Origin of the sequence: Bradyrhizobium sp. WD16, assembly GCF_024181725.1 — a bacterium.
Taxonomy (GTDB): Bacteria; Pseudomonadota; Alphaproteobacteria; order Rhizobiales; family Xanthobacteraceae; genus Bradyrhizobium_A.
The window spans coordinates 5,011,261-5,034,706 of sequence record NZ_CP028908.1; the positions used below are offsets into that span (position 1 = coordinate 5,011,261).

Annotated in this window: 21 protein-coding genes; 11 read left to right on the plus strand and 10 right to left on the minus strand. The window is 65.7% G+C overall.

Annotation, left to right across the window (positions count from 1 at the left end):
- The first annotated feature begins 514 nt into the window (after nucleotides 1–514).
- Nucleotides 515–2,182, plus strand: a complete 1,668-nt coding sequence (locus DB459_RS23075; protein ID WP_371926806.1) for a tannase/feruloyl esterase family alpha/beta hydrolase — start codon at nucleotides 515–517, stop codon at nucleotides 2,180–2,182.
- Between the two features lie 28 nt (nucleotides 2,183–2,210).
- Here DB459_RS23075 and DB459_RS23080 read toward each other — a convergent pair.
- From DB459_RS23080 to DB459_RS23100, 5 genes are all read right to left on the minus strand, one after another.
- A protein-coding gene (locus DB459_RS23080; RefSeq protein ID WP_253706756.1) for an IS630 family transposase occupies nucleotides 2,211–3,157 on the minus strand; the annotation gives its coding sequence in 2 pieces (ribosomal slippage) (nucleotides 2,211–2,818 and nucleotides 2,818–3,157; 948 coding nt in all).
- 449 nt (nucleotides 3,158–3,606) lie between these two features.
- On the minus strand, nucleotides 3,607–4,668 hold the full coding sequence (locus DB459_RS23085) for a polysaccharide deacetylase family protein (protein WP_253708437.1): 1,062 nt from the start codon (nucleotides 4,666–4,668) through the stop codon (nucleotides 3,607–3,609).
- 30 nt (nucleotides 4,669–4,698) lie between these two features.
- Nucleotides 4,699–5,637, minus strand: a complete 939-nt coding sequence (locus tag DB459_RS23090) for a GNAT family N-acetyltransferase (RefSeq protein ID WP_253708439.1) — start codon at nucleotides 5,635–5,637, stop codon at nucleotides 4,699–4,701.
- 295 nt (nucleotides 5,638–5,932) lie between these two features.
- Nucleotides 5,933–6,592 carry a response regulator transcription factor gene (locus DB459_RS23095; RefSeq protein WP_253713673.1) on the minus strand — a complete coding sequence of 220 codons (660 nt, stop codon included), beginning with the start codon at nucleotides 6,590–6,592 and terminating at the stop codon, nucleotides 5,933–5,935.
- A gap of 17 nt (nucleotides 6,593–6,609) precedes the next feature.
- On the minus strand, nucleotides 6,610–8,040 hold the full coding sequence (locus DB459_RS23100; RefSeq protein WP_253708441.1) for a sensor histidine kinase: 1,431 nt from the start codon (nucleotides 8,038–8,040) through the stop codon (nucleotides 6,610–6,612).
- 150 nt (nucleotides 8,041–8,190) lie between these two features.
- Between DB459_RS23100 and DB459_RS23105 the strand changes: the two genes are divergently transcribed.
- A complete protein-coding gene (locus tag DB459_RS23105; protein WP_253708443.1) occupies nucleotides 8,191–8,694 on the plus strand; it encodes a DUF2380 domain-containing protein in 504 nt (167 codons plus the stop codon).
- 34 nt (nucleotides 8,695–8,728) lie between these two features.
- A complete protein-coding gene (locus DB459_RS23110) occupies nucleotides 8,729–9,268 on the plus strand; it encodes a DUF3280 domain-containing protein (protein WP_253708445.1) in 540 nt (179 codons plus the stop codon).
- Nucleotides 9,269–9,298: 30 nt separating this feature from the next.
- Here DB459_RS23110 and DB459_RS23115 read toward each other — a convergent pair whose 3' ends face one another.
- The gene (locus tag DB459_RS23115) at nucleotides 9,299–9,751 is read right to left on the minus strand and encodes a pyridoxamine 5'-phosphate oxidase family protein (RefSeq protein WP_253708447.1); all 453 of its coding nucleotides are present in this window, start codon (nucleotides 9,749–9,751) and stop codon (nucleotides 9,299–9,301) included.
- Between the two features lie 181 nt (nucleotides 9,752–9,932).
- Between DB459_RS23115 and serA the strand changes: the two genes are divergently transcribed.
- From serA to DB459_RS23140, 5 genes are all read left to right on the plus strand, one after another.
- Nucleotides 9,933–11,177 carry a phosphoglycerate dehydrogenase gene (gene serA / locus DB459_RS23120; protein WP_253708449.1) on the plus strand — a complete coding sequence of 415 codons (1,245 nt, stop codon included), beginning with the start codon at nucleotides 9,933–9,935 and terminating at the stop codon, nucleotides 11,175–11,177.
- Between the two features lie 18 nt (nucleotides 11,178–11,195).
- Complete coding sequence (locus DB459_RS23125; RefSeq protein WP_253708452.1) at nucleotides 11,196–11,870, plus strand: triacylglycerol lipase; 675 nt, start codon at nucleotides 11,196–11,198, stop codon at nucleotides 11,868–11,870.
- 190 nt (nucleotides 11,871–12,060) lie between these two features.
- Nucleotides 12,061–12,258, plus strand: coding sequence for a hypothetical protein (locus DB459_RS23130; RefSeq protein WP_253708455.1), 198 nt, complete (start codon nucleotides 12,061–12,063; stop codon nucleotides 12,256–12,258).
- A 50-nt stretch (nucleotides 12,259–12,308) separates the two neighbouring features.
- Nucleotides 12,309–13,307: a hypothetical protein gene (locus tag DB459_RS23135; RefSeq protein WP_253708457.1), complete on the plus strand. Its 999-nt coding sequence runs from the start codon at nucleotides 12,309–12,311 to the stop codon at nucleotides 13,305–13,307.
- A 145-nt stretch (nucleotides 13,308–13,452) separates the two neighbouring features.
- Nucleotides 13,453–14,796 carry an erythromycin esterase family protein gene (locus tag DB459_RS23140; protein WP_253708460.1) on the plus strand — a complete coding sequence of 448 codons (1,344 nt, stop codon included), beginning with the start codon at nucleotides 13,453–13,455 and terminating at the stop codon, nucleotides 14,794–14,796.
- A 109-nt stretch (nucleotides 14,797–14,905) separates the two neighbouring features.
- On the opposite strand, the gene DB459_RS23145 is transcribed toward DB459_RS23140, so the two are convergent.
- A complete protein-coding gene (locus DB459_RS23145; RefSeq protein WP_253708464.1) occupies nucleotides 14,906–15,772 on the minus strand; it encodes an ATP-grasp domain-containing protein in 867 nt (288 codons plus the stop codon).
- A gap of 134 nt (nucleotides 15,773–15,906) precedes the next feature.
- On the opposite strand from DB459_RS23145, the gene DB459_RS23150 reads away from it, so the two are divergent.
- The 3 genes from DB459_RS23150 to DB459_RS23160 all read left to right on the plus strand — a co-directional run bounded on the left by DB459_RS23150 (nucleotide 15,907) and on the right by DB459_RS23160 (nucleotide 19,798).
- Nucleotides 15,907–16,089 carry a hypothetical protein gene (locus DB459_RS23150; protein WP_253708467.1) on the plus strand — a complete coding sequence of 61 codons (183 nt, stop codon included), beginning with the start codon at nucleotides 15,907–15,909 and terminating at the stop codon, nucleotides 16,087–16,089.
- Nucleotides 16,090–16,306: 217 nt separating this feature from the next.
- Entirely contained in the window at nucleotides 16,307–19,519 is a 3,213-nt protein-coding gene (locus DB459_RS23155; protein ID WP_253708470.1) for a type 2 lanthipeptide synthetase LanM family protein, read from the plus strand.
- 54 nt (nucleotides 19,520–19,573) lie between these two features.
- The gene (locus DB459_RS23160; protein WP_253708472.1) at nucleotides 19,574–19,798 is read left to right on the plus strand and encodes a hypothetical protein; all 225 of its coding nucleotides are present in this window, start codon (nucleotides 19,574–19,576) and stop codon (nucleotides 19,796–19,798) included.
- A 501-nt stretch (nucleotides 19,799–20,299) separates the two neighbouring features.
- On the opposite strand, the gene DB459_RS23165 is transcribed toward DB459_RS23160, so the two are convergent.
- From DB459_RS23165 to DB459_RS23175, 3 genes are all read right to left on the minus strand, one after another.
- Entirely contained in the window at nucleotides 20,300–21,313 is a 1,014-nt protein-coding gene (locus DB459_RS23165) for a glycosyltransferase 61 family protein (RefSeq protein ID WP_253708474.1), read from the minus strand.
- Between the two features lie 67 nt (nucleotides 21,314–21,380).
- The gene (locus DB459_RS23170; RefSeq protein WP_253708477.1) at nucleotides 21,381–22,556 is read right to left on the minus strand and encodes a glycosyltransferase family 4 protein; all 1,176 of its coding nucleotides are present in this window, start codon (nucleotides 22,554–22,556) and stop codon (nucleotides 21,381–21,383) included.
- A 72-nt stretch (nucleotides 22,557–22,628) separates the two neighbouring features.
- Nucleotides 22,629–23,441 (minus strand): polysaccharide deacetylase family protein, encoded by an 813-nt coding sequence (locus DB459_RS23175; RefSeq protein WP_253708480.1) that lies wholly within the window; start codon nucleotides 23,439–23,441, stop codon nucleotides 22,629–22,631.
- Between the last annotated feature and the right edge of the window lie 5 nt (nucleotides 23,442–23,446).

A 23,446-nucleotide genomic window follows, 5' to 3' on the forward strand; every position in this document is an offset into this window, starting at 1 on the left:
AAGCCCTAATACACTCACCGATACTGACAGCTCGATCATCCAAGTAAGGGGTGGGCACGGCGGCGGCCATCCAAGTTGGGGCCATCGCGGTGGCCGAGGTCATCATTATGGATGGGGCCGAGGCCGTGGTTATGGTCATCGCCATCGGTGAGATCGAATTCTGGAAGAGGCCACCTCAGTCCGGCGGCTTTCTTGCTGGGGCGTTTTGATGCGGCCGACGCCTTGAGAAGTTCAACAGGTTCCGCGAACATCCACGCTCGCGGAAACGCTCGCCCTAAGATCGATCATCGATCCCGGAATCCGAAAGGGCACCACCACCATGTCGCCAGCAAGCTTGGCCCCGCCCAGCCGCGGGCAAGCACATGGAACGGCGCCGGGGCCTGGCTGACACCCGAAGGCCCCTCCGGTTCGGCCGGTGCCGGCGTGCCGCTTCGTTGACAAGATGGCTTGCGGCGCGTTCAAATCCCGCCGACCGCACGACAGATTGCGGCAACGAACACAAGGTGGGGAAACGATGGCTGGGTCGCTGACCGGACAGCGCGGATGGCTCGGAGCCGTGACGGGACTGCTTCTGGCGGCCCCCGCCGCGAATGCGGCAACGATGATCGGCGACGCCGGCGCGACCTGCAGCGGCCTCGCAGGACCGGCGCCGCAGGCCGTGCGCATCGATTCGGCGGCGTTGCAGGCGCCCTCGCCCGTTTCCGTCTCCGAGCGCGCGCCGACCCCCGCAGCCCGCATTTCCCCGGCCAATCCTGCATTCTGCAAGGTGCTCGGCCATATCGATCCGACCGACCCGAAGGCGCCGCCGATCAGGTTCGAGGTCAACCTCCCGGTCGAATGGAACGGCCGCTCGCTGCAGTATGGCGGCGGCGGCTTCAATGGCGTTCTGATCACCGGGCTCGGCTTGCCGCCGGCCTACCCCTACGACAAGCCTTCGCCGCTGGCCCGCGGCTTCGTCACCTACGGCACCGATTCCGGTCATGAAACGAAGCCCGGCGAGCCGCCGCAGACCTTCGCGCTCAATGCCGAAGCCTTCGAAAACTTCGCCCATCGCTCCTACAAGACGGTGCGGGATGCCGCCGTCGCCCTCATGGTGCGCACCTACGGCAGCCGGCCCGAACGCATGTATTACATGGGATCGTCCGAGGGTGGCCGCGAGGGACTGACCATGGCGCAGCGCTATCCGGACGATTTCGACGGCATCTTCGCCCGCGTCCCGGTGATCAACTGGGTCGGCCTGCTGCATGGCAGCACCCGCTCGGGACTGGTGACGATGGGCGACGGCTGGATCCGTCCGGCCCAGGTCAAGCTTGTGAACGACGCCGTGCTCGAGGTTTGCGACAAAGCCGATGGCGCCGACGATCGGTTGATCGAGAATGCGGTCGACTGCAAGGCGAAATTCGATCCCGGAACGCTGCGTTGCACTGATGGCCAGAGCGGCGATCAGTGCCTGGTCGATGCCCAGATCCGCGCGATCGAGACGCTGCATTCGAGCTACAAATTCCCGTTTGCGCTGGCCAACGGCCTTGACGATTATCCGGGCTGGGGCGTCTCGGGCGAAGACACTCCGGCCTTCGGTCCGACCGGCGGGTGGATGTCCTGGTGGCTCGGAACGGCTCCGCCGGCGCAGCCGCCGGTCCAGAGCAACGGCATCGCCTGGATCTACGGCGCCGGCGGCATCCGCTATGTGTTCGCGCGCGATCCCGAACTGGACGTCACGAAATACCGGCCCGAGGACTACAAGGAGCGACTGCTCCAGGTCTCGCAGCTGATGGATTCGACCGATCCGGACCTGAGCCGCTTCCGCAATCGCGGCGGCAAGCTCATTGTGCTCGAGCATATGGCCGATTATGCGCAGAGCCCCTACGCCGGCATTCGCTATTTCGAGAATGTGCAGCGTAAACTGGGCAAGGCGGAAACCGCCCAATTCGCACGGCTCTACACCGCACCCGGCGTCGACCATGTCGGCTCCGGCGCGCCCGCCAATGTCGACATGCTCGACGTGCTGGTCGCATGGGTGGAAAAGGGCGAGGCGCCCGCCGACCTCACGGTCGCCCAGCAGACGATCGCGCCGTCTTCGTTCGCCACTGTCAGAACACTGCCGCTTTGCCAGTGGCCGTCATGGCCCCGCTACAAGTCCGGCCCGGTCGAGGCCTCGTCGAGTTTCGCTTGCGCTCCCTGAACGTCGGCGTCGCTAGAGCAGACTCCGATCAAGGTGGATCATATCCGCATGCGGCGAAGTAGTTTGCGCATTGGGCGGGCTTGAAGATGTCGGCGCAGGTTTCGAGGGCGCGCATCAGGGCGGCGACGGTTCGCTCGGCGATTTTGCGCAAATGCGCTTTCAGCTTGGAAAACGCCTTCTCGATCGGGTTCATGTCGGGGCTATAGGGCGGGAGGTAGAGCAGCTCGGCGCCCGCGGCCTCGATCAACTCCTTGACCCGCGGCCCCTTGTGGGCGGACAGATTGTCCATGACGACAACGTCGCCTTTCGTGAGGGTAGGAACGAGGCAGTGTTCCACCCAGTCCTCGAACAGGGCGGCGGTGATCGGACGATCATAGGTCTTCGCCGCCACGAGCCCGCGAAGGCGGATGCCGGCGACGAGCGTGACCGTCTTGTAATGGCCGTGCGGCACGCCGACGCGCAACCGCCGTCCGCGCCGGCAACGCCCACCTTTGCGCGCCAAATTGGTCGAGGCGCCCGTTTCGTCGATGAAGACGAGCTTCTCGGGATCGAGATCGAGCTGTCGCTCGAACCATTCGAGGCGTTGCTTCAGGACGTCCGGCCGCTGCTGCTCCGAGGCGTGTGCGGTCTTTTTTTAAACGTGACGCCATGACGGTCGAAGAAGCGCCACAGCACGGAACTCGAAAAATGCTCGCCACAATTCCTGATCAGACGTTCCTGGATCTCCAGCAGGGTGACGTCCGGCGTGCGCCGGATCAGCCCCATCAGGTAGCCGTGATGGGCTTCGATGCGGCCGGAGCGGCGATCGCCTCCAGTCGACTTCGGCGACATTTCTCCCGTCGTCTCGAATTGCTTGACCCAGCGCACGGCGCTCGCAATGCTGACTTCGAAACGCTTCGCCGCCGCATTGCGCGACAGCCCGCCCGAGACGACAGCCTCCACCACTCGTTTGCGAAGATCGTCGGAAAGCGCCATTCCAGCCGCCTCCATTCTGCGGCAGGAATCATGAATCAGATGTCAGCCGATTCGGGAATCCTGATTCGATTCACATCGCTCGGAGCCTGCTCTAGTGTCCCGTCTCCGAATTACCGCCTCGTTTGCCTCACCCTCGCACGGTCATTCGGAGACATCGGGACACTAGCAAAATCAAAAAGCTAGTGTGGCTTAGGTCTCGCAATTGCCTACAGGGGCTTGCCGCAAAGGGCATAGGCAATTGCGAGACGCCACACTAGTGTCCCGTCTCCGAATTACCGCTTCGTTTGCCTCACCCTCGCACGGTCATTCGGAGACATCGGGACACTAGCAAAATCAAAAAGCTAGTGTGGCTTAGGTCTCGCAATTGCCTACAGGGGCTTGCCGCAAAGGGCATAGGCAATTGCGAGACGCCACACTAGCCCGGCCGCGAACATCCTGCGCTGGCGCGCTCACGACAGCAATTTGAACGGCAATCCGGACAGCAGCGCGCGGACGTAGCGCTTCTTCTGGTAGTAGCCGTTGAGCGAAACGCGCGGAAGCGCGGTCAGACGCTCGAGGCTTGCGGCACCGAGAACGCCCGGCTGGGTCGTCACCGCGACAGCAAACCCGCAGGTCCGCGCAGCGCTCGCCTCGCGAGCGCCGACCGCGTTTCGCCCGCCGTAAGGATAGGCAAGAGACCCGGGCCGACGACCGCAATAAGCCGCGACCGCGTTGGCGGATTGCCGGAGTTCGCGCATCAGGCGCTCGGGGCCGACCCGCTTGAGATTGGCGTGGGTCAGGGTATGAGCGCCGATTCCGACCAGAGGATCACTTGCCGCCAGCCGCGTCAGCTCCGACGCGGTCATGATCTCGTCGTCGACAATCCGCCGCCCGTCGACGCCACACGCCTGCGCCGCGCGTTCGATCGCGGCGACGGCCTGATCTTCGTCGACGCGCTGGACGAAGTCAGCCAGTCTTTCGAAAGCAATCCACTTTTCGCCGAGCAATGCGCACCGCACCGTCTCCACACCGTTGCCGAAATCGAACGGGAACGAGGCGGACGCGCGGATCAGAGCCTCGGCGCTCTCCCACCAAATGGTCGTGGTCCGCTCGACGAAGCCCGGCGTCACGAAAATCGTATAAGGCACGCGATGCTTGCGGAATACCGGCGCCGCATATCTTTCGTTGTCGCGATAGCCGTCATCGAGCGTCACGCAGAACAGCTTGCGCTGGTCCGTCGGATCGCTCAGCACCGCGGGCAATTCCTCCAGGCGCACCGCATGGAGGCCCGCCTCGCGCGCGACGGCCAGGGCGTCGTCGAGAAACTCCGGGGTCACCGCCAGGTGCCGGTTGGGCTCGAACGCAAAATTGCGTTCCGGCCTGACATGGTGGAGCGTGAAGATGACGCCGCGGCCGGCAGCCGAGGTGGCGAAGCGGCCGGCGCCGGTCGCGGCGACGAACTCCAGGCCCGCCCTGATGGCGAGCTGCTTCATCGACCGCCTCGCGGTCGAGATCAAGACCTCGGAGATCATCGGTGCGATCCTCTTCCCGCCCTCGCCGGCTCAGGCATAGTCGAAGTCGATCAGTTCATAGCGATCGAGACGGAAACGTGCCTGCTCCGGCTGGAAATCCCGGACCTGCACCAGCATCGGCGATGGGCGGACCCTTCGCGGCAGAACGATGCCGGGGCAGCGGGGAAGCTTGTCGTTGACCCCGACATAGACGAACAGGCTGCACCCCCACATCCGGCAAGCCGCGCGCACCGCATCGCGCAGCTCGTCCTGCGACGCACGACAGCCGGTCCGAACCAGGAACCCGCACAACAAAGTATGGAGGATTCCCCTGGATCGGCCCAGAAGCGATATCAGAAGCAGATTGCCGACGATGTGGATGCCGTAGTCACGCCCGGGACGAGAGAGACGATCGAACAGGATCGTCTCGTCCCAGATCAATCCGTCGTCGGACGCGGCGGTGCGGAATTGCGCCAGGAGAGGCATAAGCCGGTCGCGCTCGCGCAGGTCGAACCGAAACGATATCGCGTCTTGCGCGGCCGGCCGGCGCAGGCAGATCCCGACGCTGACGGGCAGCACGAGATGGGTCTGCAGTTCGAAGAAGTACGCATTGACACCCACCGCCTTCGCATTGGGCATGCCGATCGCAAAGCGAATTCCCTGGCTGATGAACTGCCGTTCGACCTCGTCGTAGAGCGCTCGAAGCGATTGCTTACCGCGATACCCGGGAAGGATGAACAGATCGACCAGCTGCGCCGCCGTCTCCCGCTTGCCATTCACGGTCAGCATCTGCCGGACCAGGGCGATCTGGCCGACCTTGCGCCCTCCGTCACGGAGCGACACGACCGTCGTCCCAAGCGAAAAGGCGTGCGCGTAAAGCCACTCGAGGCGAGCGGGCTGTATTGCCTCGCCGTGCGCGAACGCCTGCGTCATCAGTTCCGCGGTGACGACGTAGTCGATCTCTTGCTCGCACGCGACGGTTAGGGTCATGGCTCATCGGTTATCGAGGGGAGGCCTCATTCTGGCGGCACACTATTGACATAGTGTTGAGATCGACCGCTCCGATCGCAATTCCCGCCACGCCGGATCGAGCGGCCGACAACCGCAAGTCTGCCGAGCGCGGTGCACCAGAACGCTCGGGAAAGATCACAATCGGTGGTTGATGTGTCGTCGCCGCACTGGAACCAGGCCGTTCCAGCGAACGGCTGCGGTCGCCGCCGTCGGCCGAGGCAAACCCGCCATTGATGCCGCAGTGCGGTAGCGATGGTGCCTCCTCACCCCGGCTTCAGGCGCGCGGATCGCTCAATGCCCCGTCCAGGCCGCCATCCGCGGTCAAGATCCCCTGCCTCAGCGCCAGCAGGACGAGCTGGATGTCGGAGGCGACGCCGAGCTTGCCCTTGATCAGGTAGTGCGTGTTGGCCACCGTCTTGTGGCTGAGATTGAGCGTGCCGGCGATCTCCGCGGTGGTCTTTTCGGCAAGCAGGAGACGCAGGATCTCGAATTCGCGCGGCGACAGCACGTCGGTGGCGGCCGGCGCCTCGGCGATCCGGCTCAGCGCCAGCTCGTGGTCGACGTCGGCGCTGAGTGCCACCTTGCCCTGCAGCACCTCGAAGATCGCGCGCACCAGCGCGTTGGGCGGGCTGCTTTTGGTGACGTAGCCCCTCGCCCCCGCCCGGATCGCCTGGACTGCGTAGGCGGCGTTCTGATGCATGGTGAAGACCAGGACCCGGGCGGCGGCGTCCCATTGCCGGATTCGCCTGATGGCCTCGACGCCGCCGAACCCCGGCATGCTGAGATCCATGATGACGAGGCCGGGTCTCACCGTCTTGAACAGGCGATAGGCCTCGGCGCCATCGCCCGCCTCGGCGACGACCCTCAACCCCGGCTGTTTCTGCAACAGCGACCGATAGCCTTCGCGGACCACCGCGTGGTCGTCGACGAGCATGATGGTCGCGCTCGCGCTCACGCCGCCGCCATCGCCAGGTCCGGATCCACCGCGGCCGGCGGCACCGGAATCTGCGCCCGCAGCACCAGCCCGCCTGGATGCAGCACCTCGAAGTCCAATCGGCCGCCAAGCGCGCCGATGCGCTCACGCATGCCCAACAGTCCCAGTCCGGCTTTCATCGAGAGATCGCCGTCCGCTTTGCCGTCGTCCGCGACGGCGAGTTCGATGCAATGCGGCCGATCCGGCGGTGGCGGCTCCTGCATGCGCAGGCGAACCACGACGTTCGACGCCTGTGCATGCTTGGCCGCATTGGTGATCGCCTCCTGCGCGATCCGATAAAGGCTTGCCGCGAACTCGCCCGGAAGGCGATCGAACCGCCCTTCCAGTTCGATCGAAAACCGCGTCCGCCCTCCGGCGCGGCTGTTCCATCCCGCAACGAGACCCTCGAGGCTCGCGGCAAGGCCAAGCTCCTCGACGTCCGGTGGCCGAAGCCTCAACAGCGCCCCGCGCAGCACCTCCATCATATGGGCCGCCGTCCGCGCGATGCTCCGGCACTCCGGCACGAGCGCCGGACAGCTGTCGTGCGCCGTCTGGGCTGCGGAGGCGGCCACCGCGCCGATCGCCGCGAGGCACTGCCCGAACTCGTCATGGAGCTCCCGCGCAAGGTGCCGCCGCTCCTCGTCCTGGACCTCGATCAAGCGGCGGGTCAGCGCGTTGCGCTCCGCCAGCGTCGTCTCGAGGCTGCCCGCCAGATGATTGAACACGTCGCCGACCGCCGACAGCTCGGCGAGATCGAGCGGCGGCAGGCGGGCGGACAGATCGCCCGCCGCGAGGCGCTCGAGACCGGCGCGGATCGTGCGGGTCGGCCGCAGCGCGCTTGCCAGCGCCGCATAGACCAGCACGCAGAGCCCGAGCAGCGTGCCGGCCATCACCGCCACCAGCCGGCTGGTTTCGCGCCAGCTCTGCCCGATCAGGCTCTGCGGATCGGTCGATACCACAACCTCGCCCTTCGCCTCGCCGCGCAGCGGGACCGGGCGAACCGCCTGCACGTCGGCATCGAGCAGGCGACGGTAAAGTGCCGCGAAGAGCCACGGCGCCGCCGTGTCAGCGGGGTCCGCGCCGCTGCACAGGCGCTGGCGCAGGTCGCCGCCCCGGTCGCGATAGGCAATGCACAGGCCCGGCGCCATGACCACCGCGGCGATCGGCTGCAGATCGGGGAAGCTGACCAGCCCGCTCTTGATCCAGGAATTCTGGCCGGTTTGCAGCGAGAGGTCCCTGGCGGCGAGGTCCGCCATCCAGTCCGCCCGCGCCCGCGCCGAACGGCTGGTCTCGAACACGACGTAGGCCGCGGCGGCGGTGAAACACAACGCCGCCATGGCGGCGACCCGCAATGCCAATCGAAGTTTCAGATCGAGCCTCGGCGTCGGCATGGCATGCTCTTGCGACATTGGCATCGCCTGGAGCCTAACGCCGGGAACGGGCGCGCGGAAGCACCCGCGCCGCGGTCGGGCAATTTTCCCGGGTGCTGCCGGGCGGCTTTCGCTTTCTCGCCTTCGGGATTACGCCCAAGCTGACGGCGAAACGAAAGGCATTGCGACATGCGAAACCTCCTGTTGCGGTCGGTGGCCCTCGGCCTGTTGCTCGCGCCCTGCTGCGGTTCGGCCGACGACAAGGTCGCCCACAACGCCGTGATCGCGGTGGTCGATTTCGACTACACCGATGGCTCCGGCGAGATGCGGGATCAAAGCCAGGAGCATGCGGCGCGCCTCGCCGCCTTCATGACCGCGCTGCGCAACGACCTCTCGGCGCGCGCCAATCTGCGCGTCGTCGCCCCCAGTTGCAGTCCCGAACCGTGCGCGCCCGCCGGCCCGCGCGACGATCTTCTCGCGGCGGCCCGCGCGGCCGGCGCGAGCATTGTGTTGGTCGGGGGCGTCCACAAGACGAGCACGCTGGTGCAATGGGCGAATGTCGAGGCGATCGACGCCGCCACCGGGCGGATCCTGTTCCACAAGCTGTTCAGCTTCCGCGGCGACAACGACGAAGCCTGGCGCCGGGCCGAGTCCTTCATCGCCGGCGAGATCGTGGCGCTGCCGCCGTCGTGAATGGCGGCGGCAGCAGTCGCGCGAGGGAACGACCATGACAAACGCCGATGTCCTCCGAGGGCGCCGGGCTCTTGCCGGTTGCGCCGTTGCCCTGCTCTGCAGCGTCTCCGCCGCCGCCGCGGCGAGCGCCGATCCGGCGCCGGCCAGGATCGCGGTATTCGGCTTCGAACTCGACGATTTCAGTGGCGGCGCCGGTCTTGCCGGCAATTCCGCCGCCGATCGTCGCTACCTCGATCAGGCCACCAGCGAGGCGCGCCGGCTTCTCGCCCAGTCCGGCCGTTACAGTCTGGTCGAGGTCTCGGCCGCCGAGGACGAGGCCGCCAAGGAGCACACGCTCCACCAATGCCATGGTTGCGAGGCCGCCATCGCCTTCAAGCTCGGCGCCGAACAATCCTTTGTCGGCGTCGTGACGCGGATCAGCCGGACGGATTACGCGGTGCGCTTCGAGATCCGCGACGCGCGGAGCGGCGACCTGATCCGCGCCCAGAACAGCGATCTGCGGCTCGGCGCCGACTACTCCTGGTCGCGCGGTGCGGCCGCGCTGATCGAAAGCGGCCTGCTCGGGGCGCCATGAGGGGCGCCCGCCGCCCCGCCGTCCGGACGCTCAGCACGTGACGAGGTCGGTGTGTCCGAAGCCCTTGGCGTAGTCGAGCACGGAGATGACGACCGGGGTCAGGCGGAAGATGCGGACCTCCTCGGGGGTCGGCATCGAAACCGGCAGCGAGGTCTGCTCGGGATATTTCGAGGGCAGCAGCTGCAGCACTTTGGCCGCCTCACTCCGATCCGAGACCACCTGCGCGTGCGCCGCCATCGACAGGCCGGTGATCGCCATGATGTCCGGCGTATCGTGATCGATGGTCAATGACACCCGGTCATCGCCCGCCAGATTCGCCGCCTTCTGGCTTTCCAGGCCGCAGAGGAAATAGAGGGTCAGGCCGTCATTGACGTAACCGACCGTGGTCGCCTGCGGCCAGCCGTCGGGCCGCAACGTGGCAATGGTCATGATCCGGTGCTGATCCAGCAGGTTCAGGATCTTCTGCCTGAGCTCCTGGTCCATGACTTTTCTCCGCCGCTCGACGCCGGTCCAGGATAGGAGGGACGAAACGCCCCGGGATTGAGGCATCGCAAGGCGGCGGAGGCCCCGCGAGGTCGGTCCGGAACGGCCCCAAAAGACCTATTTTGCGCGGCAACCAAAAGGCTTATGGTCCGCGCCTCATCTCCCGCCAGGACCATTGGTAATGACCCGACTTTCGCTGCCCAAACACAAGATTCGCGTCCTTCTCCTCGAGGGCATCAACGAAAGCGCCGTCAACTTTTTGGCCGAAAACGGCTATTCCTCGGTCGAGCGGCTGACCAAGGCGCTCGATGCCCAGGCGCTGAAGGACGCGGTCAAGGGGGTCCACCTGCTCGGCATCCGTTCCCGCAGCCAGGTCACCGAGGACATTCTCGCCGCCGGCGACCGCCTGCTGACGGTCGGCTGCTTCTCGGTCGGCACCAACCAGATCGACCTCGACGCCGCGCGGCGGCGGGGCATTCCGGTGTTCAATGCGCCCTATGCCAACACCCGCAGCGTGGCTGAACTGACCATCGGCGAGATCGTCATGCTGATGCGGCGGATCTTTCCCCGCTCGGTGGCGGCCCATTCCGGCGGCTGGGACAAGTCGGCCGCCGGCAGCCGCGAGGTCCGCGGCAAGACGCTGGGCATTGTCGGCTACGGCAATATCGGCTCGCAGCTGTCGAACCTTGCCGAATCCATGGGGATGCGGGTGGTCTTCTTCGACCTGACCGACAAGCTCCGCCACGGCAACACCGAGCCGACGGCCAGCCTCGACGAGCTCCTCGCCGTCAGCGACGTCGTCTCCCTGCACGTGCCGGAGACCGCCCAGACCTTCGGCATGATCGGCCAGCGCGAGATCGCCCGGATGAAACCGGGTGCCTTCCTGATCAACAACAGCCGCGGCACCGTGGTCGACCTAGATGCCCTGGCCGAGGCCCTCAAATCGGGCCATCTCGCCGGCGCCGCCATCGACGTCTTCCCCGTCGAGCCGGTCTCCAATGCCGATCGCCTGGCGACGCCGCTCCAGGGGATTGCCAACGTCATCCTGACCCCGCATGTCGGCGGCTCGACCGAGGAAGCCCAGGACCGGATCGGCATCGAGGTCGCCCGCAAGCTGGTGGAATATTCCGACGTCGGCTCGACCCTGGGCGCGGTCAACTTTCCCCAGGTCCAGCTCCCGCCCCGGCCCAGCGGCACCCGCTTCATCCACATCCACGGCGACGTGCCGGGCGTCATGGGAAAGCTGAACGACATCGTCTCCGACCACGGCATCAACATCGCCGCCCAATATCTGCAGACCGACGGCGGCATCGGCTATGTGGTGCTGGAGACCGATGGCGCCGTCCGTGACCCGGAAGGCGTCCTCGAGGAGATGCGCGCGGTTCAGGGCACCATCCGCGCCCGCCTGCTCTACGAGCCGGACTGAGGCGACGGCGCCGATCGGATGCCGATCAATGCAAGCGCTGCCGAGGCGAACCCGGGCGGCGGGGTCGTGCTGCTTCACGGCATCGCCCGCAGTTCGCGCGCCTTCGGCCGCCTGGAGCGGACGCTGACCGAGGCCGGCTTCGCCGTCCTCAATCTCGACTATCCCAGCCGCCGCGCGCGGATCGAAGATCTCGCCGAAACCATTCATGAGGCCATCGACGGCTTTGCGGCGACTGTTCCGGGTGAGATGCATTTCGTCGCCCATTCCATGGGCGGACTCCTCGCAAGGGTCTACCTCGCCCGGCACCGTCCGCCGCGCCTCGGCCGCGTGGTGATGCTGGGCACGCCCAATGGCGGCAGCGAGATCGCCGACCTGCTCCGCAATTTTCCACCCTTTGGCGCCTTTTTCGGACCGGCCGGTCCGCAGCTTTGCACGCCGCAACATGGCGGCGGCCGGTGGCCAGCCAGCGACTATCCGGTCGGCATCATCGCCGGCCGGCGCGCCATCGATCCGTTCGGCTATCTGGTGCTGCCGCGGCCCAATGACGGGCGCGTCTCGGTCGCCAATACCCGGATCGACGGCATGGCCGACCATATCGTCATCGATGCGGCTCATCCCTGGCTGATGACCAATCGCGAAGCCGTGCGCCAGACCCTCAGCTTCCTGCGCAGGGGTCGTTTCAGTCGGGCGTGAGAGGCGGTCGGGCGTTTAAAACGTCGACAATTTTTCGCAAATTACCGTATCGGCCAAGTTGTGCCACGGCCACAATTCGCGTGCTTCGCAGGACAGACGACCGGAACAATCGATACGGGCATTGATTTAACTCAATGCACGACCAGCGCGACCATCCTCACAATCGTCCGATCTTCATGGGAGGCATACCATGGTACAGCCCAAGGATTTGGCCCGCGGCAAGCTCGGCACTTCCACCCAGGACCTGAGCGCCATCACCGGAGCGTACAACCACACCACCCAGCGCCGCTGGAATGGTCAGGACGCGTCCCTGATCGCGTTCAGCATGAAGAGTTCGACCCAGTTCGACGGCGAAAGTGCCAGCGGCGAAGGGCCGGACGACAAATAGCCGTCGGTCCGGCTCCACTCGCGACCGTTGGCAATTTCTTCCGATATCCGGTGCGAGTGCCGCAGGACCAGATCCCGCGAGGCGACGTGCTGCTGATCTACACCACCTCTTTCGATACGACCGTCGACCTGTTGATGCACCGCATGGGAACCCAGCAGTGCTTCCGGTACAATTTCGACCTGTGGCGCGACTACAAGCTCGATCTCGACGGCATCGGCTTCCGCATCGAGGATCCGACCGGCCGCCGGATCGACCAGGACACGGTCTCGAAAGTCTATTACCGCAAGCCTTTCACGACCCGCGACATCGACGCCCGCATCGAGATCAGCGACCAGGACGGCTATTGCGAAGCCGAGTTATGGTACGCGCTTCGCGATCTCACCAACCTGCTCTGGGGCATGGACAAACTCGTTCTGGTCGAACCCCGCGCCGACATGCGGATCGGTAAATTCGTCCAGATGCGCCTCGCCAGGCGCTACTTCCAGGTTCCCGACTATCACTTCGGCTACGGTCGTCCTGGCCCATTTCTGCAACGCGAGGCCGTGGTCAAGAGCCTCACGCTCGAGCCGGTCGCCGGCAAAACCGCCCCCCGCGTCATCTACACGACCCGCGTCGCGGAAACGGAGCTGTCGCCCGCTTTCCCCTGGTTCATCCAGGATTATGTGGCTGCCAGCAAGGACGTCACCGTCGCTTTCGTCCGGGATCGCGTGTTCGCGTTCGAACTCGATCGAGACGCGTTCGTCAAGCGCACCGCCGACTGGCGCGAATTGCCGGTCGAGGCCACTGCGGCGCAATGGCGCCCGCACCCGCTCGACGCCGCGGTCGAACGCGCCGTCTTCGGCTTCATGGCGGAGCTCGGCCTGCATTACGGCCGTCTCGACTTCCTGCTCGAGGCCGGGCGTTACATCTTTCTCGAGGTCAATCCCAATGGGCAATGGGGCTGGCTCGATGCCAACGGCGACTACGGACTGCTCGACAAGATGCTCGAGGAACTGTCGCCGCAGACGCCGTGCCATCCGCTTCCGCGGCTCGGCCGCATCGGCATCTGAACCGTCGCCGCGGCATCGCCGTCGTGCGGCCCGCCCAAGCGGATCGTGGCGCATGAACGATGGAAGACGAGCGAGGATGTCGCAGCGCGCCAGCAGCCGCGGTCAGCAGCGCGCGGTGCCCTGATCGACGGAAGGAGCCCGAGGCATGACGGAGACGACCTTCTTCGAAACGTCGCGATCAGCGGTGCAGAAGGCAATCAGTGGCGCGGTCGCCCATCACAGCGCGCATCTGCCGCCGCCCGAACGGGCCGCAGAATTCGGCGCGGCGTTCGCCCGCTTCGGTGATGCCCGCGTCGTCCTGCTCGGCGAGGCGACCCACGGCAGCTCCGAATTCTACCGCGCCCGCGCCGCCATCACCCGCGAGCTGATCCTGCATCACGGCTTCAACATCGTCGCCGTGGAGGCGGACTGGCCGGATGCGGCCAAGATCGACCGCTATGTCCGTCATCACGAGCCAAAGCCGGCGCGCGACGAGGCCTTCGCGCGCTTCCCGACCTGGATGTGGCGCAACGTCGAAGTGATGGAGTTCCTCGACTGGCTGCGCGCCCACAACGAGCCGCTGCCGGCGGCGCGCCGCGCATCCTTCCATGGCCTCGACGTCTACAGCCTGCGCGGCTCGATCAATGCCGTGCTGGACTATCTCGATCGCGTCGATCCGGCAGCGGCCGCGGCGGCGCAGCGCCGCTACGGCTGCCTCACCCCCTGGCAGGACGAGCCGGCCGGCTATGGCCGGACCCTGCTCCGCGGCACCGGCGACCCCTGCGAGGATGCGGTCGCCGCCCAGCTCTCCGAGCTGCTCGACAAGCGCCTCGCCTATATGCGCGACGATGGCGAGGCGTTCTTCGACGCCGCACAGAACGCCCGCATCGTGCTGGCCGCCGAGCGCTATTACCGCATCATGTATCAGGGCTCGCGCGACTCCTGGAACCTGCGCGACCGCCACATGTTCGACACCCTGCGGGCCCTGCTCGCCCATCGCGGCAACACGGCCAAGGCCGTGGTGTGGGCGCACAACTCCCACATCGGCAACGCCGCGGCCACCGCCATGGGCTGGCAAGGCGAATTCAATATCGGCGAGCTCTGCCGCACCGCCTTCGGCGCCGATGCGGTGTTGATCGGCTTCGGCACCGATCGCGGCACGGTGGCCGCCGCGACCGACTGGGACGAACCCATGGAGGTCAAGTCGGTGCGCCCGGCGCGAGCCGACAGCTACGAATTCGCCTTCCGCAAATCCGGTCTCGCGCGCGGCCTGACCGACTGGCGAACGGCCCAGAATGGCGAGGTCGCCGCGGTGTTGCGCGAACCGATGCTGGAGCGGGCGATCGGCGTCGTCTATCGTCCGGAGACCGAACTCGCCAGCCACTATTTCGAAGCCGTGCTGGCGGAACAGTTCGATGCTTATGTCTGGTTCGAGGAGACCCGGGCGGTCACGCCCCTGCCCGCCGGCCACGCGAACGGCATGCCCGAGACCTATCCCTTCGGCATATAGCGACGCGGCGCGCCGGCGATGCCAGCCCAAGCGCGGCTAGTGTCCTGTCTCCGAATTACCGTAGCAAGCGGCTTGCCGCAAAGGCGGCAGGCAATTGCGAGACGCCACACTAGCCGAAGGCGCGCTCGATGGCCGCGACCAGCTTGCCGGCGTCGGCGTCATAGAGCGCCGCCGTATTCATCGGATTGATCTCGACGATCTTCCACGCGCCTGCCGACAGGCACACGTCCAGCACATAGGCCTCCGCCGGCGCCCATCGCGCGGCCATCTCTTCGCCGAAGCGGACGGCTTCGTCACCAGCCGCCTGACAGAGCTGACCGGCACCGTCGCCATAAGCGCTTGCCGTCGCGACGCGCCCCCGCACGATCCAGAGCCGGACTTCACATGCGATCTCCTTCGGCGAACACCATAGTACCTCGGTCTTCTCGGTCAGCCGCGCGCGCCGCGGCCGCTCGCGGCCGAGCAGCGATCTTCGCCAGTCGTCGAGCGCGCTGCGCCGCATCACGACACCGTCAAAATACTTCTTGTGGGCCGCAGGCTTGATGAAGAACGGATCGATTGCGGGTTGTGCCGCCGCAAAGGTCGCGAAGCTGGCGTCCGAATTGAGCATGTGAGGCCGCCAGTGCCACAGGCAATCGTGGATGCTCCAGTGGTCAACGGCGAAACAGCCGGGCCGCCATCCCTTGCGCGCCGCGATCTCGGCCAATTCAAAGCTGCCGAAGATGATCACCTTACCGGCGGGGGTTATGTCCGGCGCGAGTTGTCCGTTCGCCGGATCTATGGCATGCTCGCTATACGGCGTTCCTGACCGCTGGAGTGCACGCGCGATCGCCTCCAGCCCGGGTTCTCGACAACTTGGTTCTCGACAACTTGCTTCTCGATGATCTGGCTCTCGATCGAACGAGGTCTGTAGAACCCAATGCATCGCAGCATTCCCACGCTTCGCCGGACAGCACGTTCTGCGAACCCGACGCAACCGTCCTCGAGAACCGCATCGGATACGGATGCCACAACCATGGCATGATAAACCCTTACGCTTCTCTCACCACCGGATGAGACAAATTCAATAAATACGTCATCTGTCCCAGCTCTGCTCGAACGGAGGTTCCCATGCTCGACGTTGCGACTTCGGCCCGGAAGACCACTGCCCTGGAAGTAGATGGAACCGATCAACGCCCAACGCGGATGGTGTATGTGCTGCCGGCGGCGCTGCAACGCCCGCGGGATCTGCCGATCGACAATCACCTCGACAGCGAAGGCGTCACCTCGAAGGTCTACAACTGTTGCTATTGACGGCACCGCCCGGTTCAGGATGTGGCCCGCGACCGGAATTCCGGCACGGGTCGCACTCCGGGCCGGTTGGTCTTTGCTGCAGTTTGGACTTTACCGCAGTTTGGATTTTGCCGCAGTTCGGATTTTGCCCCAATAGTCCGAGGCCGTCGTTCGGTCCGAGACAAAATCGTTTGCGCGGGGGGCTCACCTGCTCTCCTCCGAGCTGACACGCGAGGAATTGGCGTCGATTGCGGCGCACGCGAGCCCGCTGCGCGACCGCGCCCGGTCGGACCATCTCGCACATCAGCGCGACGACTGGCGCGTCGACGACCGCCTGCAGACCTGGCGTTCGACCGCCGCCGACGGCGATGAGATCGGCTTCGCCGCGCGACTGAGATCGTTGGGTCTCGACCTCCCGCGCGCGCGTCTGATCCTGCAAGCGACGCCGGCGCAACAGGAACTCCCGTCATGGACCGGCCTCCTCAATGAGGTATTGCACCGCAACACTTCAGGCGACCAGGCTCTCGGACCGGAGCACGACCTCGCCGAACACACCAAGCGTCCAATTCCCTTTCGCGACGTCCTGTTGCCCTTCGCCCAAGCCGCAATCGACAGGCTGTCGCGACAGCTCGGCGGCACTTATCAGGATTGGCCGGCCAATATACGCGCGACACTCGAGCGGGCGCTGCTCGAGACGCTCGCGTCCATCAGCGGTCGCGTCCTGCTCGTCGAGTTTCGCACCTCTCTTGCATGCCGGCAGCTGACGGCCTCACCTCCGGACGCCACGGCGGAGAGCGCCGGCACCGCTTCCGCCTACCGCCAGTTCGTGCGGGAGATGCGCGGCGACGGATTGAAGGCGCTTTTCATCGACTATTGCGTGCTCGCGCGGCTGATGTCCGTCGCCATCCAGAACTGGGTGACGACGACGGCCGCGTTTCTGACGCATCTTACCGGTGACCTAGACGCCATTCGTGCCACGTTCCTGATGGCCGGAGACCCTGCCGAGATCGTCGGCGTGCAGACGGGCCTGTCCGACCCCCATTGCGGCGGCCGCACGGTGATCGCCGTGCAGTTCGGCTCGGGCACTAAGATCGTCTACAAGCCGCGAAACATCGACCTCGACGCCGATTTCGCCGCCTTCATCGACGGCCTGAACGCAACCTCCGGCCTGACGCCGCTCTATCGCCTCAAGACACTCTGCCGCGGCGACTACGGCTGGACCGCCTTCGTCGCGCCGCGGGGGGCCGAGACCGACGCATCCATCCGCCGGTTCTATCGTCGCACCGGGATGTTGCTCGGCCTGATCTATGCGCTCAACGGCCGCGATTTTCATTTCGAGAACATCGTCGCCTGCGGCGATCATCCTGTCGCCGTCGACCTCGAGACCCTCTTCCACAACTCCGGCCGGCACGCGCTCAACGATCCCGCGACCGACGACGCCACGAGCCGGAGCCTGCGCCGCTCGGTCCTGCAGACCAATGTCCTTCCGAGCGTCGTGCGCCGCGACAAGCAATATTTCGAGATCTCCGCGCTGGCGCGGTCGCCGGACAGCGCCGAGGAGGTGGAGGCCCTGGTCTGGCGGAATGTCGATACCGATGCGATCGATTACCGCTATGCGCGCATCAAGACCGAGGCGGCCAACAATCTTCCCACGCTCGATGGCCGCGGCGTGTCGCCGGCCGACTACGTCGGCGAGATCAGCGGCGGCTTCGCCGCGATCTACCGCTTTCTCATGAATAACAAGGGGCCGCTGCTCGAGGAAGGCGGCGCGCTCCACCGCGTCTTCCGGCACGAAGCCCGATTCCTGCGGCGCGCGACCTCGCTCTACGACGACATTCTCTACCGCGCGCTGGCTCCAGAAAGCCTGAGCGAGGGGGTGGATTTCAGCATCCAGCTCGACCAGCTGGCGAGACCGCTGACTTCATCCCCCGCCACGGACCCGGGCGACTGGGCCGTTCTCGAAGCCGAGCTTGATGCGCTGTGGAATCTCGATATTCCGAAATTCATCACCTGGGGGACCGGCCTCGGACTGAACCTCGATAACGGCGCCATGATCGCCCGCTACTTTCCGCGGTCAGCCTGGGACGAAGCCGTCGAGCGCATCAAGGCGCTCGACGAGAACGATCTGCGCTGGCAGCTGTCGCTGATCTCCGCCGCGATGGAAGCCTCTTATCCTGCCGCCGAGCCCGGCGGCCCACCCGGTCCCACGCCGGCGGCCGCCTCGGACATGCCTGCAACGCAAGCAGCCCTGTTGACCCATGCCATCGCCATCGCCGACCAACTGCGCGCCTGCGCCATCACCTCCGAGACGGGAGAGCCGAGCTGGCCGACCTTCGTCTACCTCAACGGCACGGACCGTTTCACCCTGCAGGGGCTCTGCCACGATCTGTATAGCGGACGATCCGGCATCGCCCTGTTCTTCGCCGCGGTCGAAGCCGTTGCCCCCGGCAGGGGCTTCGGCCCGCTTGCCATTTCGACGCTGGCGCCCGTCCGGCGATGGCTGGAGCGGGCGCGTTTCGACGAAATCGCCATCATGGGCCTCGGCGGCTTTCTCGGGCTGCCCTCGGCCATCTACGGCCTCGTCAAGGTCGGCGAACTCCTCCGCATGCCGGAGCTGTTGCACGATGCCGGGCGGGCGATCGGCGCCATCGACCGCCGCCTGATCGAAGCCGACCAGACCTACGACGTCGTCGGCGGCGCCGCCGGCGCCATTCTCGTCCTGCTCGCATGCCGTGCCGGTCTCGGAGATGCCACGACCCTTCCGGCAGCGATTGCCTGCGGCGAGCATCTCCTCGCCGCGAGGAGACCGCATCCGTCCGGCTATCGCACGTGGTCGTCCTCGCGCGGGCCGGCGCTGACCGGCTTCGCCCATGGCAGCAGCGGCATCATCCATGCGCTATTGAAGCTCTATCAGGCGACGGGCCGGCGCCCCTTGTACGATGCCGCCGTTGAAGCGCTCGCCTTCGAGCGGACCGAATTCGTCGCGGCTGTGAACAACTGGCCCGACCGGCGTCGACCGCCAAGCCCGGAGGCGTTGGCGCCCGACTTCAAGATTGCCTGGTGCCAGGGCGCGCCGGGGATCGCCCTCGCCCGCCTCGCGGCGCTGCACGTCCACGATACGCCCGAGATCAGGCGCGACATTCGCGCGGCCCTCGCGGCGAGCTGCGCCAGCCTCCCGCTGCCCCGGGACCACCTCTGTTGCGGCAATGCCGGCCTGATCGAAACACTCCTGGTCGCCGGCAGCACCCCGGCGATCGACCAGGCCCCGTCAACCGGTTACGATCTCGCCACGCGCATCATCGCCCGTGCCCAAGCGGCCGGCTCCTTCGCGTTCGCCTTCGAGAAGACCTTCGTCAACCCGACCTTGATGCAGGGCCGCGCCGGACTGGGCTATCAGTTCCTGCGGCTCGCCTGTCCGGACCGTCTGCCTGCGGTTCTCCTTCTCGAGTAGATATCCGCGCATGTGCGATCATGGAGACGACAGATGACCGCCCCGCCAGAGGCCTTGACCCGGTCCGAACTCGACGACGCGGTCAAGCGGATCTTCCGCCGCTCGCAGACGGATTGCGTCTTCCGCCAACGCTGCCTGGCCGATGCCCCTGCGGTCATCTTGGAAATGACCGGCAAAGTGCTTCCGCCCGGGCTTGTCGTCGAATTTCGCGACGATGACGGCACAGCCGCGACGACGAAGTCGACAGAAGACGCGCCGCAAGGGCCCGGCAGAGGATGAGCCTGGCGCCCCCCAGTGTCCCGTCTCCGAATTACCGCTTCGTTTGCCTCACGCTCGCACGGTCATTCGGAGACATAGGGACACTAGCAAAATCAAAGTGCTAGTGTGGCTTATGTCTCGCAATTGCCTACGAGAGGGTTGCCGCGAAGGCGGTAGGCAATTGCGAGACGCCACACTAGTGTCCCGTCTCCGAATTACCGCTTCGTTTGCCTCACGCTCGCACGGTCATTCGGAGACATAGGGACACTAGCAAAATCAAAGCGCTAGTGTGGCTTATGTCTCGCAATTGCCTACGAGAGGGTTGCCGCGAAGGCGGTAGGCAATTGCGAGACGCCACACTAGTGTCCCGTCTCCGAATTACCGCTTCGTTTGCCTCACGCTCGCACGGTCATTCGGAGACATAGGGACACTAGCAAAATCAAAGTGCTAGTGTGGCTTATGTCTCGCAATTGCCTACGAGAGGGTTGCCGCGAAGGCGGTAGGCAATTGCGAGACGCCACACTAGACCGCGACCTTCAGCATTCGATCAAGGGTCTGGCCAATCTCCAACGCACTGAACCGGTAGCCGCGTTCGCCGCGGCGGCCGACCACGAAACCGAAACGCATGCCCAGGCATTGCGTCCAGCCGCGATGGTTCGGAGAGAAGCGGTCCGCCGGCTGCAGGACCAGCAGGGCGCAGGTTTCGGGACAAGCAAAGGCGCAATGCGCAACGTGGCTTCCTTCCATCGACACGACCGCCTCGGCGCCCATCAGCGCCTCCACGATCTCCTGCATTCCCGCCTCATGCACATCGACCGTGGCAAAGCCGAGCCTGGTCAACGCCTCCGCAATCTCGCGCTCGTTCTCGATCTCGCGCGGCTCGCCTGACGGGCCGCGCCTTAGATAGACCCAGCGCAAGCCCTCCCGAGCGCGATATCTCGCTCGCAGGCGCGCCCGCAGGACTTCGTATCTCGCACGCTTGAGCCCGTTCTGGGCGTAGTCGTTGAAGATCACCAGGTGGTCGATCCGGGCTCTGTCGATCGGGGTCCAATCCTGGCCGAAGGCCGCCTCATAGTCGCCAGCATGCCGGAACTCCGGCCGGCGGGTGCACAGGCATGTCCCCGCGGCTTCGGCCAGGAAATACTGCGCACAGTCGTCACGAAGCCAATGACCGAAATATTTCGATCCCATGGCGGAGGACGCCAGGGCCGCCGCCGTCAGGTGCCTCTCCTCGCCGCTGCAACCCGGTAGAGGGCTTTCAGATAGGCGGTGCCGATGGCGGCCGACATGAATCACCCCGTCCAGAAGGATCGCGCGCTTGAAGTGATAGGCGATGGTCGCCGGATGCGTGATGGTGGTCGCAACCGCAGCACGAACGGCGCTCTCGACCGTGTAATGGGTCCGGGTGCCCGTGACGCGATCGATCTGTCCGGGCAGATAGATCGCGGGCCGCAAGGTCTCGCGCGCCGCCGGCGCGAGAACGTCCTGCCGGGACGCCTCCTCCTCGAGTGCAGTCGGACCTGGCACCGCGCTCATGAACGATTGCAATCCTGCTGCCAATCGAATCGGAAGTCGCATTGTCCCCTTGCTCGATGATGGATGCTCAGCCTGCAGCCAGGGTTTCCCGGATCAACGCCTGCCACGACGACATTTCCCGCGCCGGCGCAAATCGCTCCCGCCACTGGGCGACGAAGCCGTAGTCGACCTGAAGCGTGGATTGCAGAATATCGTTCACCATGGCCCTGAGCTGTTGGAGAAACCCGTCGGCATCCGCGACGTCGGCGAGCCGCACATGGGAGATCCCCTCGACCCCTTCGCTCATCTCACCGCATCGCGTCGTGACGAGCGGCACCCCGGCGCAAATCGCAGCGATCCGCCCGGACGAACTGCCTTCGCCCAAGGTGGCCGAGCAATAGACGTCGGCGGCGGCGAGCGCCACGCGAACGTCCTCTCTCGGCACTTTGCCGGCAAACACGAGGTTGGCGCCGTGTTTCGCCAACAGGTCGTCAGCACGCCTCTTCCAGAAGCCCGCTTCCTGGAGCGAGATATCACCGAACAAGTCGAGGCGAACCGGCAACCCGTCCGCCAGCAGTCGCTCGACGCTGTTCAGCAAGACCGCGGTTCCCTTCTTGAAGCTGAAGCCGGTGTCGGCGATGAGCGCCACCTGCGCGCGCCCGCCCGCGCTGCGCGGCGCGATCTGCGGGAGTTCGATCGCGCTCGGAATGCAGACGATGCGGCCGGCCTCCATGCTCTCCAAACCTGCACGCTGTTCGCCGTTCTTGACGACGAGCGCGGCCGCGGTCCGGCAGACATACGCGATCGCGGCCCTTTCGCCTGCATTCCTGAAACCGCGCGAAAAGTCGGTGCCCACCATCACGGCGATGTGCGGGAAGTGCAGTTCCCGTCCGATCATCGCCGCGACATGCCCAGCAGTGAGCATGAAATTGGATATCAGCAGCGGCCGCTGGTCGGCGCTCGCCGCACGCCTGGAGATCTCGTTTTTCAGGATCTGATAGTTCATGCGCGCCCGTTCCCGGGCAAAACGTTCGGTCGAGGTCTGATCGGCAAGCGGCTCTTCCCAGGGAAAGCGAAGCGGCGCCAGCGGCACGACCTCGTAGCCGGCCCCATTGGTTCTGACCTGCCGCTGATCACCGCAAACATAGACCGTGACGCGCAAGCCGGCGCGCGACAGCCACCCGGCGAAGCGCTCCGTCCAGAGCTCGAGTCCTCCCTCGCTCGGCGGGTACTCCTCGGTAATCAGATGGACAGAGCCGTTCATCAGACTCCTCCGGTTCGGCGCCGGCCCGCCGAGCCGCGGCTCGATCAGCGGGGGCGCGCGCGACTGTCCCGATCAGGCTGCAGCCACCCGGCACAGCTCCGGCGTGATTTCGATCCTCGTCCAGACGTTGCGGCCGACCTGGCTTGACGTGGGCCCGACGAGATAAACAATCTCGGCCAACTCGCCGATCATGCTCCGATGGCGTACGGTGCGGCCGAACGGCAGCGCATATTCCATCGCGTGCACGTTCAGCTGTGCGCCCAGCCAGTCGCGCGTCTGCGCGACATCGCGGCGCAAGACGTCGTCGTCGAGCGAATCGATGTCCTGGTGGCTGCGGCCATGGTTTTCGATCGTAACCCCCATATCCACCAGATTCAGCAGCTCCCGGCGGCTCAGGGTCTGGGCATGCTCCTCGAGCGCGTACGCGCTGCAGTTCAACAGCTCGCCGATTTCGGCGACATGGCTGCATGCGGCCTCGGGCGTCAGAGCCGAGAGCACAGCCTTCGCCGCGCGGCGGAACACATCGATGCCCTGCCCGAGATCATAGACCTCGCCGCCGTAGCTGACCCGCGCCTCCCGTCTCGCGTCGAGGCAGGCGTTGAGCAGAGAAAAGAAATAGGGCTCTCCCGTCTCGACCTGATGCGCGTTGACAAACAAGCGAACGTGGTGCCCGCACTCGCGCGCGAGCGCAGCCGCGTGGCCGGCCGCCCTGGTCGAATCGTCGATGGTCAGGATGTCTCCGGGACCGCTTGGCGGTCCCGCTCGATAGGGCGACGACCGCGCCCTCAGATAGGATCGGAGCGCCGCCTCAGGAGCAATATTTCGAAAGATCTGCTGTCCGCCTGCCCATTCGCGCGCACAGCCATGCAACAGATGTATCGCCATGCGCC

What these genes read in the sequence shown, in the direction of transcription:
- DB459_RS23075 (WP_371926806.1), top strand. Translation starts at nt 515, where the DNA reads ATGGCTGGGTCGCTGACCGGACAGCGCGGATGGCTCGGAGCCGTGACG.
- DB459_RS23085 (WP_253708437.1), bottom strand. Translation starts at nt 4,668, where the DNA reads ATGATCTCCGAGGTCTTGATCTCGACCGCGAGGCGGTCGATGAAGCAG.
- DB459_RS23090 (WP_253708439.1), bottom strand. Translation starts at nt 5,637, where the DNA reads ATGACCCTAACCGTCGCGTGCGAGCAAGAGATCGACTACGTCGTCACC.
- DB459_RS23095 (WP_253713673.1), bottom strand. Translation starts at nt 6,592, where the DNA reads ATGCTCGTCGACGACCACGCGGTGGTCCGCGAAGGCTATCGGTCGCTG.
- DB459_RS23100 (WP_253708441.1), bottom strand. Translation starts at nt 8,040, where the DNA reads ATGTCGCAAGAGCATGCCATGCCGACGCCGAGGCTCGATCTGAAACTT.
- DB459_RS23105 (WP_253708443.1), top strand. Translation starts at nt 8,191, where the DNA reads ATGCGAAACCTCCTGTTGCGGTCGGTGGCCCTCGGCCTGTTGCTCGCG.
- DB459_RS23110 (WP_253708445.1), top strand. Translation starts at nt 8,729, where the DNA reads ATGACAAACGCCGATGTCCTCCGAGGGCGCCGGGCTCTTGCCGGTTGC.
- DB459_RS23115 (WP_253708447.1), bottom strand. Translation starts at nt 9,751, where the DNA reads ATGGACCAGGAGCTCAGGCAGAAGATCCTGAACCTGCTGGATCAGCAC.
- serA (WP_253708449.1), top strand. Translation starts at nt 9,933, where the DNA reads ATGACCCGACTTTCGCTGCCCAAACACAAGATTCGCGTCCTTCTCCTC.
- DB459_RS23125 (WP_253708452.1), top strand. Translation starts at nt 11,196, where the DNA reads ATGCCGATCAATGCAAGCGCTGCCGAGGCGAACCCGGGCGGCGGGGTC.
- DB459_RS23130 (WP_253708455.1), top strand. Translation starts at nt 12,061, where the DNA reads ATGGTACAGCCCAAGGATTTGGCCCGCGGCAAGCTCGGCACTTCCACC.
- DB459_RS23140 (WP_253708460.1), top strand. Translation starts at nt 13,453, where the DNA reads ATGACGGAGACGACCTTCTTCGAAACGTCGCGATCAGCGGTGCAGAAG.
- DB459_RS23150 (WP_253708467.1), top strand. Translation starts at nt 15,907, where the DNA reads ATGCTCGACGTTGCGACTTCGGCCCGGAAGACCACTGCCCTGGAAGTA.
- DB459_RS23165 (WP_253708474.1), bottom strand. Translation starts at nt 21,313, where the DNA reads ATGAGCGCGGTGCCAGGTCCGACTGCACTCGAGGAGGAGGCGTCCCGG.
- DB459_RS23170 (WP_253708477.1), bottom strand. Translation starts at nt 22,556, where the DNA reads ATGAACGGCTCTGTCCATCTGATTACCGAGGAGTACCCGCCGAGCGAG.
- DB459_RS23175 (WP_253708480.1), bottom strand. Translation starts at nt 23,441, where the DNA reads ATGGCGATACATCTGTTGCATGGCTGTGCGCGCGAATGGGCAGGCGGA.